The sequence below is a fragment of the Rhodospirillales bacterium genome (assembly GCA_016699855.1).
Classification (GTDB): domain Bacteria; phylum Pseudomonadota; class Alphaproteobacteria; order Reyranellales; family Reyranellaceae.
In genome coordinates this window covers 4,566,263-4,580,396 of record CP064988.1, presented here as the reverse complement: position 1 = coordinate 4,580,396, position 14,134 = coordinate 4,566,263, and the positions used below count along the sequence as shown (strand labels likewise).

At 71.7% G+C, this 14,134-nt stretch carries 10 protein-coding genes and 1 pseudogene; 7 read left to right on the top strand and 4 right to left on the bottom strand.

Translation table 11 applies throughout. From position 1 onward, the window contains the following. Nucleotides 1-232 precede the first annotated feature (232 nt). From IPK81_21655 to IPK81_21640, 4 genes and pseudogenes are all read left to right on the top strand, one after another. Complete coding sequence (locus IPK81_21655) at nt 233-1,987, top strand: radical SAM protein (protein ID QQS15211.1); 1,755 nt, start codon at nt 233-235, stop codon at nt 1,985-1,987. A gap of 302 nt (nt 1,988-2,289) precedes the next feature. After that, nucleotides 2,290-3,456, top strand: a complete 1,167-nt coding sequence (locus IPK81_21650) for a phosphoserine transaminase (GenBank protein ID QQS12091.1) — start codon at nt 2,290-2,292, stop codon at nt 3,454-3,456. 242 nt (nt 3,457-3,698) lie between these two features. After that, entirely contained in the window at nt 3,699-4,010 is a 312-nt protein-coding gene (locus tag IPK81_21645; protein QQS12090.1) for a GIY-YIG nuclease family protein, read from the top strand. Between the two features lie 83 nt (nt 4,011-4,093). Then, a pseudogene (locus tag IPK81_21640) lies at nt 4,094-5,670 on the top strand (phosphoglycerate dehydrogenase). Between the two features lie 216 nt (nt 5,671-5,886). Here the strand turns inward: IPK81_21640 and IPK81_21635 are convergent. Next, entirely contained in the window at nt 5,887-6,972 is a 1,086-nt protein-coding gene (locus tag IPK81_21635) for a trypsin-like peptidase domain-containing protein (GenBank protein ID QQS12089.1), read from the bottom strand. Nucleotides 6,973-7,076: 104 nt separating this feature from the next. On the opposite strand from IPK81_21635, the gene IPK81_21630 reads away from it, so the two are divergent. The 3 genes from IPK81_21630 (at nt 7,077) to IPK81_21620 (ending at nt 10,550) form a co-directional block, all read left to right on the top strand. Then, nucleotides 7,077-7,727 carry a CoA pyrophosphatase gene (locus IPK81_21630; GenBank protein ID QQS12088.1) on the top strand — a complete coding sequence of 217 codons (651 nt, stop codon included), beginning with the start codon at nt 7,077-7,079 and terminating at the stop codon, nt 7,725-7,727. 109 nt (nt 7,728-7,836) lie between these two features. Continuing rightward, nucleotides 7,837-9,318 (top strand): hypothetical protein, encoded by a 1,482-nt coding sequence (locus tag IPK81_21625; protein QQS12087.1) that lies wholly within the window; start codon nt 7,837-7,839, stop codon nt 9,316-9,318. A gap of 41 nt (nt 9,319-9,359) precedes the next feature. Further along, nucleotides 9,360-10,550 (top strand): hypothetical protein, encoded by a 1,191-nt coding sequence (locus tag IPK81_21620; GenBank protein ID QQS12086.1) that lies wholly within the window; start codon nt 9,360-9,362, stop codon nt 10,548-10,550. A 205-nt stretch (nt 10,551-10,755) separates the two neighbouring features. Here IPK81_21620 and IPK81_21615 read toward each other — a convergent pair whose 3' ends face one another. From IPK81_21615 to IPK81_21605, 3 genes are all read right to left on the bottom strand, one after another. After that, nucleotides 10,756-11,706 carry a glycosyltransferase family 2 protein gene (locus tag IPK81_21615; GenBank protein QQS12085.1) on the bottom strand — a complete coding sequence of 317 codons (951 nt, stop codon included), beginning with the start codon at nt 11,704-11,706 and terminating at the stop codon, nt 10,756-10,758. Nucleotides 11,707-11,967: 261 nt separating this feature from the next. Then, a complete protein-coding gene (locus tag IPK81_21610) occupies nt 11,968-13,041 on the bottom strand; it encodes a glycosyltransferase (protein ID QQS12084.1) in 1,074 nt (357 codons plus the stop codon). An 88-nt stretch (nt 13,042-13,129) separates the two neighbouring features. Further along, on the bottom strand, nt 13,130-13,600 hold the full coding sequence (locus IPK81_21605) for a MaoC family dehydratase (protein ID QQS12083.1): 471 nt from the start codon (nt 13,598-13,600) through the stop codon (nt 13,130-13,132). Nucleotides 13,601-14,134: the final 534 nt, after the last annotated feature.

Below are 14,134 nucleotides of genomic sequence, written 5' to 3'. Positions count from 1 at the left end.
AGCCGCGAATCGGTCGCAAATCGGTGGTTTCACGCGACGGCGATGTCGGTTAGATTGCCCTAAGACGTGGTTCCCGCGACGTCCGGTTCCGGATGGCGTTGGAGGCCCGCCTCAACAAGCGACCCATGCCGGCGCCGAGGGAATGGGAACAATGCGGACCGGCGCCCCCGTCGCGGGCGCCGAGTTGGGGGCAATGATGGCATCGACTCGACGCGAGCCGTTCCACTTCGTGATGATCAAGCCGACGCATTACGACGACGACGGCTATCCGATCCAGTGGTTCCGATCCGCCATCCCCGCCAACACGCTGGCGGCGTTGAACGGACTGGCCGAGGACGCGCGCAGGCGCGACGTGCTGGGACCCGAAATCGACATCCGCCTGTCGACCTACGACGAGACCAATTTCCGCGTCCGGCCGGAGCGCATCATCGCCGACATCCGCCGCCAGGGCGGCAAGGCGCTGATCGCCCTGGTGGGCGTGCAGTCCAACCAGTTCCCGCGCGCCACCCACCTCGCCAAGCCGTTCCTCGCGGCCGGGCTGCCGGTGGCGATCGGCGGCTTCCACGTGTCGGGCTGCATCTCGATGCTCAAGGAGCTGCCGGCCGAGATCCGCGCCGCGCAGGCGGACGGCATCACGATGGTGGCCGGCGAGTCCGAGAACGGCGGCCTCGACGACGTGCTGCGCGACGCCCACGCCGGGACGCTGAAGCCGCTCTACAACCGGATGGACAACCTGCCCTCGCTCGAGGGCGAGCCGGTGCCGATCCTGCCGCTCGAGGCGGTGCGCCGCACCGAGGGCGGCCGCTCCAGCTTCGACCTCGGCCGCGGCTGCCCGTTCCAGTGCTCGTTCTGCACCATCATCAACGTGCAGGGCCGCAAGAGCCGGTTCCGCACCGCCGACGACCTCGAGCTGATCATCCGCGAGAACGCGCGCCAGAACGTGCGCAAGTTCTTCATCACCGACGACAATTTCGCGCGCAACCGCGACTGGGAGGCGCTGTTCGACCGGATGATCCGGCTGCGCGAGGAGGAGGGCCTCAAGTTCAAGCTGGTGATCCAGGTCGACACGCAGTGCCACCGCATCCCGCGCTTCATCGAGAAGGCGTGCCGGGCCGGCGTCAACCGCGTGTTCATCGGGCTGGAGAACATCAACCCCGACAACCTGATGGCCGCCAAGAAGCGGCAGAACAAGATCACCGACTACCGGACCATGCTGCAGAAGTGGCGCGAGTTCGGGGTCACGACCTACGCCGGCTACATCCTCGGCTTCCCCGGCGACACGCGCGAGTCGATCCTGCGCGACATCGAGATCATCAAGCGCGAGCTGCCGGTCGACCTGCTGGAGTTCTTCTTCCTGACGCCCCTGCCCGGCTCCGAGGACCACCGCCGCATGCTCGGCGAGGGCGTCTGGATGGATCCGGACCTCAACAAGTACGACCTCAACCACCGCGTCACGCACCACGAGAGGATGAGCGACGCGGACTGGGACGGCGTCTACGCCGAGGCCTGGCACAGCTACTTCAGCGACGCCCACATGGAGACCGTGATCCGCCGCGCCGCGGCGATCGAGAGCGGCCGGCCGCGCGCCAAGATGCGGCTGATGCTGTGGTTCTACCTGATGTACCTGCTGGAGAACGTCCATCCGCTGGAGGGCGGCGTGCTGCGCCGCAAGTACCGGACGGACCGCCGGCCGGGCCTGCCGGTCGAGGGCGTGCTGACGTTCTACCCGCGCTACTGGGCCGAGACCGCGCGCAAGGGCTGGCGTTACGCGACGATGGCGCTGAAGGCCTACCGGATCTACCGCAAGGTGGCGCGCGATCCGAACCGGCTCGCCTACATGGACGTCGCCACGACGCCGACGGTGGCCGAGGACCTCGACGCGCTGGAGATGTTCAGCGGCACCGCCGGCGGCGCCAAGGCCGTCGCCAACAAGCGCCGCGAGGACGGCCAGCGCGCCAAGGTCGCGGCCCTGCGCGCGGCGGAGTGACGCGGCACCGCATATGGCGCCGTCGTTCGATCCGCGAGACGGTCGACCACAGGGACACCGAGACACCGAGGTCCGAAAAGAGCCGATGATCGCGCGCCCAAGACGCGCGACCGTCGATCCTCCGTGTCTCCGTGCCTCCGTGGTTCATCTTCCAGATCGGCCGTATGCGATACCCCCGCTGTCTCCCCGGCTGTAAACAATCGAAACATCGCGTGTCTTGACCCCCGCGCGCCATCCGGCGTACACGCGCGGCGGGTCACGCCCCCCCACCGGGGCGCTTACTCTCTGCAAGGGGAGCCGCGATGAAGCCGAACGCACGCCCGAACTGTCCCGATTTCTCCTCGGGACCCTGCGCCAAGAGACCGGGATGGACTCCCGAGGCGCTGAAGGGGGCCGCGACCGGCCGCTCCCACCGCTCCAAGCTGGGTAAACAGAAGCTCGCCGAGGTCATCGACCGCACGCGCGCCCTGCTCGGAATCCCCGCGGATTACCGGATCGGCATCGTGCCCGCCTCCGACACCGGCGCCGTCGAGATGACGCTGTGGTCCATGCTCGGCGCCCGCGGCGTCGACGTGCTGACCTGGGAGAGCTTCGGCGAGGGCTGGGCCAACGACATCGTCAAGCAGCTCAAGCTCAAGGACGCGCGCACCATCAACGCGCCCTACGGCGCGCTGCCCGACCTCAAGATGGTCGATTGGTCGCGCGACGTGGTGTTCACGTGGAACGGCACGACCTCGGGCGTCAAGGTGCCCGACGGCGCGTGGATCGCCGACGACCGCGCAGGCCTCGCGATCTGCGACGCCACCTCGGCCGCGTTCGCGATGGATCTGCCATGGGCCAAGCTCGATGTCGTGACGTGGAGCTGGCAGAAGGTGATGGGCGGCGAGGGCGCGCACGGCATGCTGGTGCTGAGCCCGCGCGCGGTCGAGCGCCTGACGACTTACACGCCGCCGTGGCCGCTGCCGAAGATCTTCCGCCTCACCTCCGGCGGCAAGCTGACCGAGGGCGTCTTCAAGGGCGAGACCATCAACACGCCGTCGATGGTCGCGGTCGAGGACGCGATCGACGGGCTGGTGTGGGGCGAGTCGGTCGGCGGCCTGAAGGGGCTGATGGCTAGATCCAACGCCAATCTCGCGGTGCTCGAGAAATTCGCCGCCAAGCGGCCGTGGATCGGCTTCCTCGCCGCCGACCCCGCGACGCGGTCGAACACCTCGGTGTGCCTCAACATCGTGGCGCCGTGGTTCGCCGCGCTCGACGCCGCCAGGCAGGCGGCGGCGGCGAAGAGGATGGCCGATCTGCTGGAGGCCGAGAAGGCCGGCTACGACCTCGGCTCCTACCGCGACGCCCCGCCGGGCCTGCGCATCTGGTGCGGCGCCACCGTCGAGGCCGCCGACCTCGAGGCGCTGTGCCCGTGGCTCGACTGGGCCTACGCCGAGATCGAACGCGAGTTCGCCGGCAAGGCCGCCTGACGCGCCCCCTCTCCGCCCGTCCGAGGCGGAGAGGGGGCGCCACGAGGACGCGCTGCGCGGGTCGCGCGCACCATCCCCGGCGCGGCGCGGAGGCGGTCCGCCCCCTCTCTGTCCCGGGAGCGGCGCCGAAACGTTCCGCCCCCTCTCTGTCCCGGGAGCGGCGCCGAAACGTTCCGCCCCTCCTGTCATCCCGAGCGCAGCGAGGGATCCAGTGTCTTCCCTCGCCCAGCCGAGCGACATCGATGCGCACCTACCACGTGTACATCATGACCAACGTCCACCGGACCGCCATGTACATCGGCGTGACGAACGATCTCGAACGCCGCGTGGCCGAGCATCGCGCCGGCGCCGGCGGCGCGTTCACGCGGCGCTACCGCATCGACACCCTCGTGCATGTCGAGACCTGCGACCGGATCGACGACGCGATCGCGCGCGAGAAGGAGCTCAAGGGATGGCGCCGCGAGAAGAAGGACCGGCTCGTGGAGTCGGCCAATCCCGCCTGGGCGGATCTCGCGCCACGGCCGCCCCTGGATCCCTCGCTCCGCTCGGGATGACAGTCCCGGTCGACAAAAGCGGCTTCTAGCCCCGCCGCTCCGCCACCTCCCATCACCCTCTCAATCGAGAACGGAACCGCCCCATGCCCAAAGTCCTGATCTCCGACGACCTGTCGGCGCGCGCCGCCGAGATCTTCCGCGAGCGCGGCGTCGAGGTCGACGTCAAGGTCGGCCTCAAGCCCGAGGAGCTGCGCGCCATCGTCGGCCAGTACGACGGCCTCGCGATCCGCTCCGCCACCAAGGTCACGGCCGAGGTGCTGGCGGTCGCGACCAACCTCAGGTCGTCGGCCGCGCCGGCATCGGCGTCGACAACGTCGACATCAAGGCCGCCACCGCCCGCGGCGTGGTGGTCATGAACACGCCGTTCGGCAACGCCATCACCACCGCCGAGCACGCCATCGCCATGATGTTCGCGCTGGCCCGCCAGATCCCCGAGGCCAACGCCTCGACCCAGGCCGGCAAGTGGGAGAAGAACCGATTCATGGGCATCGAGCTGTCGTTCAAGACGCTCGGCCTGATCGGCTGCGGCAACATCGGCGCCATCGTCGCCGAGCGCGCCATCGGCCTGAAGATGCGCGTCATCGCCTACGATCCGTTCCTGTCGGAGGAGCGCGCCACGGCGCTGGGCGTCGAGCGCGTGACGCTGGACGAGCTGGTGGCGCGCGCCGATTTCATCTCGCTCCACACGCCGCTCAACGACCAGACCCGCAACATCCTGGGCCGCGAGCGGCTGATGAAGGCGCGCAAGGGCGTGCGCATCGTCAACTGCGCGCGCGGGGGGCTGGTCGACGAGCTGGCGGTGCGCGACCTGCTGATCTCCGGCCACATCGCCGGCGCGGCGTTCGACGTCTTCGTCGAGGAGCCCGCGAAGACCAACGTGCTGTTCGGCGCGCCCAACCTCGTGTGCACGCCGCATCTCGGCGCCAGCACGCTGGAGGCGCAGGAGAACGTGGCGCTGCAGGTCGCCGAGCAGATGAGCGACTACCTCGTCACCGGCGCCGTGGTGAACTCGCTGAACATGCCCAACGTCTCGGCCGAGGACGCGCCCCGGCTGGCGCCGTACCTCAAGCTCGCCGGCAATCTCGGCTCGTTCGCCGGCCAGCTCACCGAGACCGGGATCAAGGCGGTCAGCATCGAGTACGAGGGCGCGGTCGCGGCGCTCAACGTCAAGCCGCTGACCCAGGCGGTGATCACCGGCCTGCTGCGCCCGCAGCTCGAGACCGTCAACATGGTCAACGCGCCGATCATGGCGCGCGAGCGCGGCATCGACGTCGCCGAGGTGAAGCACGAGCGCGACGCCGACTACCAGACGCAGATCACCGTCACGGTCACGACCGAGCGCCGCACGCGCTCGGTCTCCGGCACCTTGTTCGGCGGCAGCAAGCCCCGGCTGGTGAACATCAAGGGCATCGAGATCGAGGCCGAGTTCGCGCCGCACATGCTCTACATCACCAACGAGGACAAGCCCGGCTTCATCGGCCGCCTCGGCGCGCTGCTGGGCGACGCCGGCGTCAACATCGCGACCTTCCATCTCGGCCGCGACAAGCCCGGCGGCGAGGCGATCGCGCTGGTCGCCGTCGACTCGCCGATGTCGCCGGAGCTGGTGGCGCGCATCTGCGCCATCCCCGGCGTCACTCAGGCCAAGCCGCTGGCGTTCTAGGCGGCGCGGGCGCCGGCCGCTCTCGCGGGTCGACCGGCGCGACCGTCGTGCTGTTCGAGCGTCGAGGACCTTCGCTGCGCTCGGGACGACGATGACGCGAACGCGTCGACGGCCCCGCCCGATGCCGCCTTCATGTCGTCCTGAGCGCGGCGAAGGACCTCGACGCCGCGCTGCCTGTGTCGGGAAAGACGACCTGGACGCAGCGCGCCTCGGCCGTCAGCGCACCACGATGTGCGCGACGGAGCGTTCGGCGTCGGACACCAGGCGCTCGAACGGGCGCGGCGCGCCCTCGCCCGTCGCCGGCGCCAGATGCGGCCGCAGGAAGTCGAGCACGACGTCCGATTTGATCGCGTAGTTGACGTTCTGCGGCGCGGCGGCGCCGGCGGTGCGGGCCAGCGACGACGCGACCACGCCGACCACCGCGCCGCGGCGGTTGAGCAGCGGTCCGCCGGAGCTGCCGGGCTGCACCGGCACGTCTGTCTGCAGCTCGGCCGGATCGTCGCGCAGGCCGCTGAGCGCGTTGATGCGCCCGAACGTCGCCTTCTGCGCCTGGCCCTGCAGCGTCGGGCTGGGGTAGCCGAGCGTGAACACGTCCTCGCCACGCTTGAGGCCGGCGCTGGAGGCGAACGCCAGCGGCCGGGTCGCGGCGGCGACCGACAGCAGCGCCAGGTCGCGCTCGCGCGAGCGCGCCACGATCGTCGCCTCGTATTCGGTCGGATCGCCCTCGAAGCGCACGAACACCGCGCGGCCGTCCCGCACCACGTGCTCGTTGGTCAGCACGTGGCCCTGCGCCGAGACCGCGAAGCCCGTGCCCATGCCGCGGATCGGCCGCGCCATCGCGCCGGTCGCGCCGGGCTTGGGCGGGGGCGGCAGGACGGCCGCCTCCTGCGCCATGCGCCGCAGCGCCGCCTCGGCCTCGACCTCGTCGAGGCCGAACACGAAACGGAACGTCGAGCCGCGGTCGTCGATTCCGACGCCGTAACCGGTCGTGCAGCTCATCGCCCGCCATTTCGCCTGGACGACGCGCCCGTCGGTGCATTGCAGCCGGGCGGTGCCGCGTTGGCCCTCGCAACCGGGCTGGACCAGCGCGTGGAGGTGGTCGACGACGGAGCTGCCGGTGCAACGCGTGCCCGACACCTTGGCGACCGCGTCCAGCTCGGCGGTGCCGAGGATGGCGTTGTGCGCCACGTTGCCGATGAAGACCTCCGCCTGGTCGTCGAACCGGCCCACGACCTTGTAGGTCGCGCACCCCGCGACGACCACGGTCAGCGCCGACAACGCGGCCGCCCGTAAACCACGCATCCGAATTCTCCCATAGCGTGTATTTCAAATGAACGATACCCTTTGAATATCGGCTGTGCAACCGCGCCATCGACACCGCCGGCCGCCGACGCCTACACTGCGGCATGCGCTTCGACGACGATCTCCAGCTTCTCATCCGCCACCGCCTCGCCGGCTTCGACCGGCAGGTCCGCGACGACGGCCACGGCCTGAAAAGGGCGGCGGTGGCGATCTGCGTCGCCGCCCGGGACGAGCCTCCGGACATCTACGGCGACCCCGACGACGCGGTGTTCCTGCTGACCCGGCGGGCGCCCAAGCTGCGCGCCCATTCAGGCCAGCTCGCCCTGCCCGGCGGGCGGGTCGATCCGGGCGAGACCGTCGAGGAGACGGCCCTGCGCGAACTCGAGGAGGAGCTGGGCGTCTCGGTCGGGCCGGAGGCGATCCTCGGGCACCTGGACGAGTACGCGACGCGCTCAGGCTACCTGATCTCGCCGGTGGTGGTCTGGACGCCGCGCGACGTGGCGGTGACGCCGAACCCGGCCGAGGTCGACAAGCTGTTCCGGATTCCGCTGCGCGAGCTGCGCCGGCCCGAATCACCGGAGATCTTCGCGATCCCGGAGAGCGACCGTCCGGTGATCCGCCTGCCGATGCCGATCATGAACACCGAGATCAACGCCCCCACGGCGGCGGTGCTCTACCAGTTCCGCGAGGTCGCGCTGGAGGACAGGGCCACCCGGGTCGACCATTTCGACCAGCCCGTCTGGGCATGGCGCTGAGCAAGTCAAGCGGCAATGCGTGGTTATAAGCCCCTGTATTTGCTTGAAATCGCTAGGGCTTGATTGCAAACTAACTGTCGCACACTTGGGCTTGAGGTAGAGGCACCCGATGACGACACAAATTTCCCCGCTGAACGCGGCCTTGGACGGATTCTTCCGTTCAGCCATCGCGCCGGTGTTCCTCTGCGGCGCGGACGCCGGTCGCGTCACGTTGCACGTCAAGGACGGCGCCCCCACGCCCCGGCTGAAGGCCGACGCCGAGGCCGCCCTGCGCGCCGCCGGCCTCAAGGGCCGTGTCGTCGTGCGTGAGCATGGCGTCCGCGACCTCGCCGCGCCGCGCTCGCTGGAGCGCCTGGCCGCCCTCTTCGCCCACGACTCGATCGTCTACGATCCGACCGCCTCGATCGGCCGCGCCCGCGCGCTGGTCGACGCCGCCGCCACCCTCCGGCGCGACCACGGCAAGCTGGTCCGCGGCGTGTTCCTCGATCCGGCCGCCCGCATTCTGTTCGTCGTCATGCCGACCAACGAGGACACCGACGCGCTGGTCGCGACCGGCAAGCGGCTCCAAGAGGCGTGCGAGCGCGCCGTCGAGGCCGCCGCGATCGCCTCCGGCAGCCCCGCCTTCAACCGTCCGCCGATCGTCGTGCGCGCCGTCACCGATCTGCCGGGACGCGAGCTCATCCCGGTCGACGAGCGCGCCGCGCGCCTCGTCGGCTCGTCGCGCCGCAACGTGCGCCGCTGGCTGACGGCGGTCGCGGCCGCGATCGGCGTCGGCACGGCGGCCGGCGCGGCCACCGCGCAGTCCGCCTCCGGTCCGGCCGTCTCCGGCCTCAACGGCAAGGTCGAGCTCAGCGGCGGCTACATGCAGTCCGAGAACAAGGGTCTCGACGGCTTCGCCGGCTTCGCGGCGGGCTCGGTCGCCGCGCCGATCGGCCACAGCTTCGGCGTCCAGGGCGACGTCGGCGTCGGCATCATCGACGGCGAGTTCGCGGTCGGCACCGGCGGCCATCTGTTCTGGCGCGACCCCAGCGTCGGCCTGGTCGGCGCCGCCGGCCAGTGGCGGCGCATCGACAAGACCGACCTATTCCGCGTCGGCGGCCAGGGCGAGCTCTACCTCAACAAGATCACGGCCGGCATCTTCGCGGGCTACCAGTGGGGCGAGCGCGGCACCAAGCTGCGGACCAAGAGCGGCTTCGTCGGCGGCATCGACCTCAAGGCCTACCCGATGGACGACCTGATGCTGCGCGCCGGTCTCGGCGTCGAGGCCGGCTCGGTCATCGGCCGCTTCGGCGCGGAGTACCGGCCCGGCTTCCAGGCCCTTCCCGGCCTGTCGCTGTTCGCCGACGGCGGCGTCGGTCCAACAAGCAGGCCTTCGCGCTGGCCGGCGTGCGCTTCTACTTCGGCGCGCCGGAGCCGAACAAGACGCTCATCCGTCGCCACCGCGAGGACGATCCCGACAACATCGTCGCGCGCCCGACCCCGCAGTACCGCAAGCAGGGCCAGAGCACGACCACCTCGGCTCCGCCGTCGTAGCGGCGGCGCGGACGTCCATCGACACGGCGCGGATGACCTCCGCGCCGTTGTCGTTTAAGGGGGCAGTGCCGGACCACCGACGATCGAGCGGAACGCGCCATGGCGAGAGTGCTGATCGGATGCGAGGCGGAGGCGCCGGCCGGCGCCCTGATCGACGCCGTCGTCCTCGGCGCGCGGCTCGAGGCCGCCGGCCACGCCGTCACGTACGCCGCCGCCGATCCCGCCGGGCTGGCGCAGCTCGCCGGCGGCGCCATCGCCACGCCGATCCTGCCGGCGCCATCGGTGCTCTACGCCGCCAGCGCGCGCGCCCGCGCCGCCGTGGTCGGCGGGCTGGGCGATCTCATGGCGCTCGCCGGCTACGAATCGGCCCCGCGCCTCATCGCGCTGGCGCGGTCATGGGCCGCGCTGCTCGATCTCGCGGCGCCGGACGTGGTGGTCGGGCTCGACGCGCCGGTGCTGTGGCTCGCCGCCGCCGCGCGGCGCCCGACCATGGCCGTCGGCGACCGCTTCACGCTGCCGCCTGTGGAGGTGGCGACGCGCGTGCGGTTGTCGCCCGACCTGCCGCCGGTGGCGTCCATCGCCGACATGCTGGCCAACGCCAACGCCGCGCTCGACGCGATCGGCGGCGCGAAGCTGGCGGCGCTCGACGACATCCTCGGCCGCTGCGCCGTGGTCGTGCACGGACCGGCGCAGCTCGATCCCTATCTGGCGCTGCGCGGCGGCCTGCCCTCGTCGACCATCGGCGCCGCGCCGGCGGCGGCGTTTCCGCCGGTGCGCGGCGCGCTGGCGGCGGCGCTCGACGCGCGCTGCCCGGAGATCGACAACGTCGTGGTGGCGCTGTGCGGCCTGGGCGACATCCGGATCGACGCCTTCGTCGCCGGCGGCTCGGCGACGATGGACCGCTTCCTCGCCGCGACGCCCGGGCTGCGCGCGCACGGCGACGTCGCGTCGTGGCTCGCCGCCCTGCCCGGCACCGGCGCCGTCCTGCACCACGGCGTCGGCGCCATCGCCGCGCGCGCGCTGATCGGCGGGCTACCGCAGCTCGTGCTGCCGTGGCGTTCCGGTCAGCGCCTGGTCGGCGAGACCCTGGTGGCGCTGGGCTGCGGCGTGGTCGAAGGACCCGGCGCGCCGGTCGAGCAACTGGTCGAGACCTTCCGCGGCATCGCCGGCGACGGCGCCCGCTACGTCGCCGCCCGCCACCACGCCGAACGCGTCGCGCTGGCGCCGCCGGTCGACGCCGCCGACGCCGTCGTCGCCGAGGTGGCGCGCCTGGCGATGGCGGCGAGGTAGCCGGCGGCGCGCGGCCGGCGCGGCCGCGCCGTCATCCCCGCCACGCCAATGCCTAGGCTTCAGGTCGCCAGCCGAGGCCTTCATCGAAAAACTGTTGCGCGTCGAATGCGACTCCACACCCTCGCCGCGCTCGGGATGACGGCGGGCCCGCGCCGGACCACGGCGCGCCCCGCGCAGCCGCCAACCGCGAACGTGGCGACGCCCCCTACTCCGCCGCCAGACGCGCGCGCAACGCCCGCGCGCCGCGGATCGCGCCCACGCGCTTGGAGAGCGGCCAGTCGCGGCGGCGCAGATACACGCGCATCATCGCGAGCTCGGTGGCGTCGCCGACGGCGTAGCGGTTGAGCAGCCACCAGTCGTTGTCCTCGAGCCGCACATCGAATCCGCGGCCGAGCCGCTCGAGGATCCGCCGCACGCTGAGGAAGCGCCACTCCACGCGCCGCGCGTCGGCGGCGTAGACCGCGCGCGACCGTTCCGGGCCTTCGCGGCCGGCGGCGTACCAGTTCGAGCCGTGCAGGCGGCGCTGCGCCAGCACCTCGGGGATCGAGGCGACCGGGCCGAGCAGCAGCGAGCAATCGGCCACCACCGAGTCGGCGCCCTCGCGGTGCGGATAGGTCGGCAGCGGCGCCAGGCGCAGCGCGTGCGCGCGCCGCAGCACCATCGTCGACGTCACGGTGTGCTCGTAGGAGCCGGCGTAGCGCCGGAAGGCGGCGCTGAAATCGCCGTCGATCAGCGCGCCGGGCAGCGGCAGCTCCTGCGACGCGCCGTTGGCCTCGACGTTGACGAACTGGTGGTAGAGCAGCGCCGCCTCCGGCCGCGCCGCCGCCAGCGCGACCATGCGCTCGACCTTGGTCGGCAACCAAAGGTCGTCGGCGTCGAGCAGCATCAGCAGCTCGCCCCCGGCGGCGGCGAAGCCGGTGTTGAAGGCGTGCGCCTGGCCGCCGTTCTCGGTGCGGATCGCGCGCAGCCTGTCGCCGTAGCGCGCGAGCACCTCCGGCGTGTCGTCGGTCGATCCGTCGTCGACCACCACGATCTCGATGTCGGGATAGGTCTGCGCCAGCACGCTGTCGATCGCCAGCGGCAGGAAGCGGCCGTAGTTGTATGTGTTGATCAGCGCTGTCACCAACGGCCGCGCGGCCGGCGCCGCGCCCGTCACGCGCGGGTTCCGGCGCGACGACCCGCGGCCGCCGCGCGCGCCCCGACGCAACGAAGCGACGTCATCGCGCGCGCCCTCCGGCGCCGCGACTTGAGAACATCGCATGGGTTCCGGCGCGGCGACCTGAGAACATCGCGCGGGCTCCAGTGCCACGGACCGACGTCATCGCGCGCGCTCCGGCGCCAAGTAACGGCGTCATCCCGCGGGCTCTGGCGCGGCGACCCGACGGCATCGCGCGGGCTCCGGCGACGCGAAGCGACGTCATCGCGCGCGCGCTCCGGCGCGGCGCGGCGTGCGCTGCGCAGGCGCGAGCGACGGCGCGGCCGCTCGCGCACGCGCCGTCGCGACATGCGGTGGCGGCGTCGTCGACGTCGTCGTAGCGGCGTGCCACGCGTCGAGCGCGCGGCGCTGGAGCATGACGTCGACGTCGTCGGCATCGATGTCGCGGCCGCGGCGGGCGAAGCCGCGCGCCAGCGCCTCGCGCCACCACAGCGACCCCTCGCGGCGGTTGCGCGCGCACCACGCGGCGTGCGCGACGAGGTAGGGATCGTCGGCCGCCAGCGCCCAGCGGCGCTGCAGATGCAGCAGGCTGCGCATGGTCCAGTCGTCGTTCCAGCGCAGCGCGAAGAGGCGCAGGTCGCGCCACGTCATCGGCGCGTTGCCGCCGTAGGTGACGACGGCGCGCGGCTCGTGGAACACGGCGGCGCCGCGCTCGCCGGCGCGCAGGCACAGGTCGATGTGCTCGCCGGTGACGAGATAGCCCTCGTCGAATCCGCCGGCGACGAAATCGCGCCGGACCAGCGCGGCATGCAGGTCGATGTGCTCGGTGCGGGCGCGCGCCAGTTCGCCTTTGGCGTCCGCCAGCGTGCGCGTGATGAGATGGTGCGATTCGAAAAGAAACCTTGCGCCGCAACGGTTCTCGACGCGGCAGGCGCCGCCGGCCATGTGGATCACTCCGTCCGCGCGCCGGCCGATCAGGGTCAGCGGGCCGACCATCGCCGCGCCGGTGGCCTCGGCGCACTCCACCAGCGCCTCTATCCAGCCGTCGTCGGGCGTCGCGTCGTTGTCGATGGTGACGATCAGCTCGCCGCCGAGGCGCTCCAGCGCGAGGTTGCGGGCGGCGTTGGGCATCAGCGGCGCGTCGCTCCGGATCAGCGTCCAGCCGCGCGCCGCGCAGAAGGCGCGCGTCCACGCGGCGATGGCGGGCGGCGAGCCGGCGTCGACCACGACGACCTCGACACCCGCGGGCACGGTCGCGGCGACGCGCTGAAGCGTGCGCGGCTGCGCCGAGAAGCGCTCGCGCGGCACGACCATCACGCTGACGCTGGACGCCATCCCGACTCCCCGGCGCGCGACCTCTTCATCGCGCGACGCGGATTCTACCACGCGCGCCGCGCGCCGTCGCGAATCGATCCGATCGCTGTCACACCGACACTATATCGCTCGGACGCCGGCGCAGGAACACCGTCGCCTCCATCGTCATCACCACGGCGCCGGCCTGCTGGCGCGTGGTGTGGCGGATGCGCGCGATGCCGCGGTCGGGCTTCGATTCCGACGCGCGCAGCGACAGGATCTCGGTCGTCACGGTGAGCGTGTCGCCGGGCCGCACCGGCCGCGGGAAGCGCACGTTGTCGAGGCCGGGCGAGCCGATGTTGCAGGCCGCGAACACGCCGTCGGCCAGCCACAGGCGCAAGGTCGCGGCCATGGTGTGCAGGCCCGACGCGATGAGGCCGCCGTAGTTTCCCCGCTCGCGCGCGTATTCGGCGTCGATGTGGAAGGGCTGCGGATCCCAGGTCAGCGCGAAGTCGACGATGGCGGATTCGGTGATGGTGAGCGACGGCGAGCGGAACGAATCGCCCTCCGCGAAGTCCTCGAAGTGGCGCGCGGCGGTCATGAATCGCTCCCGGATGTGACGCGTTTGGACGCGTTTTGGACGGATTTGGGCGGGACCCGGCGCCCAATGTATGGAGACATTCCCGCTCTGTCATGATGACAATTCGATTGTCGTCGGCCCGGATTCCGGATTGTCACCATATCGCCGGATATGGGATTGTGCGCCCGCGCTCAATACCCTGTAATCGCGTGTCTTTCGGGATCGGATTGTCACCATGACAATAAGTCCAGCCCTGCGCCGGCCCGCGTCCGGCACGGTTCCTGCGTCGGCGGCCCGTGCGGGCGCCCGCCCGTCCGACCCGTCCTCCCGACGGCACGGCCGGGTGGGCGCTCCGCCGATCCGTCCCTCGCGGCGGCCCGGACGGGTGGCCGCTCAGCCGATCCGTCCCTCCCGGCGGCCCGTTCGGGTGGCCGCTCACCCGACCCGTCCCTTCCGACGGCCCGGACGGGTGGCCGCTCACCCGATCCGTCGCTCCCGACGGCCCGGGCGGGTGGCCGCGCACCCGAACCGTCCCTCGCGACGGCCCGTCCGGGC

Coding starts and splice junctions, on each gene's coding strand:
- IPK81_21625 (QQS12087.1), top strand. CDS start 7,837: ATGACGACACAAATTTCCCCGCTGAACGCGGCCTTGGACGGATTCTTC.
- IPK81_21655 (QQS15211.1), top strand. CDS start 233: ATGATCAAGCCGACGCATTACGACGACGACGGCTATCCGATCCAGTGG.
- IPK81_21630 (QQS12088.1), top strand. CDS start 7,077: ATGCGCTTCGACGACGATCTCCAGCTTCTCATCCGCCACCGCCTCGCC.
- IPK81_21635 (QQS12089.1), bottom strand. CDS start 6,972: ATGCGTGGTTTACGGGCGGCCGCGTTGTCGGCGCTGACCGTGGTCGTC.
- IPK81_21645 (QQS12090.1), top strand. CDS start 3,699: ATGCGCACCTACCACGTGTACATCATGACCAACGTCCACCGGACCGCC.
- IPK81_21610 (QQS12084.1), bottom strand. CDS start 13,041: ATGGCGTCCAGCGTCAGCGTGATGGTCGTGCCGCGCGAGCGCTTCTCG.
- IPK81_21650 (QQS12091.1), top strand. CDS start 2,290: ATGAAGCCGAACGCACGCCCGAACTGTCCCGATTTCTCCTCGGGACCC.
- IPK81_21605 (QQS12083.1), bottom strand. CDS start 13,600: ATGACCGCCGCGCGCCACTTCGAGGACTTCGCGGAGGGCGATTCGTTC.
- IPK81_21620 (QQS12086.1), top strand. CDS start 9,360: ATGGCGAGAGTGCTGATCGGATGCGAGGCGGAGGCGCCGGCCGGCGCC.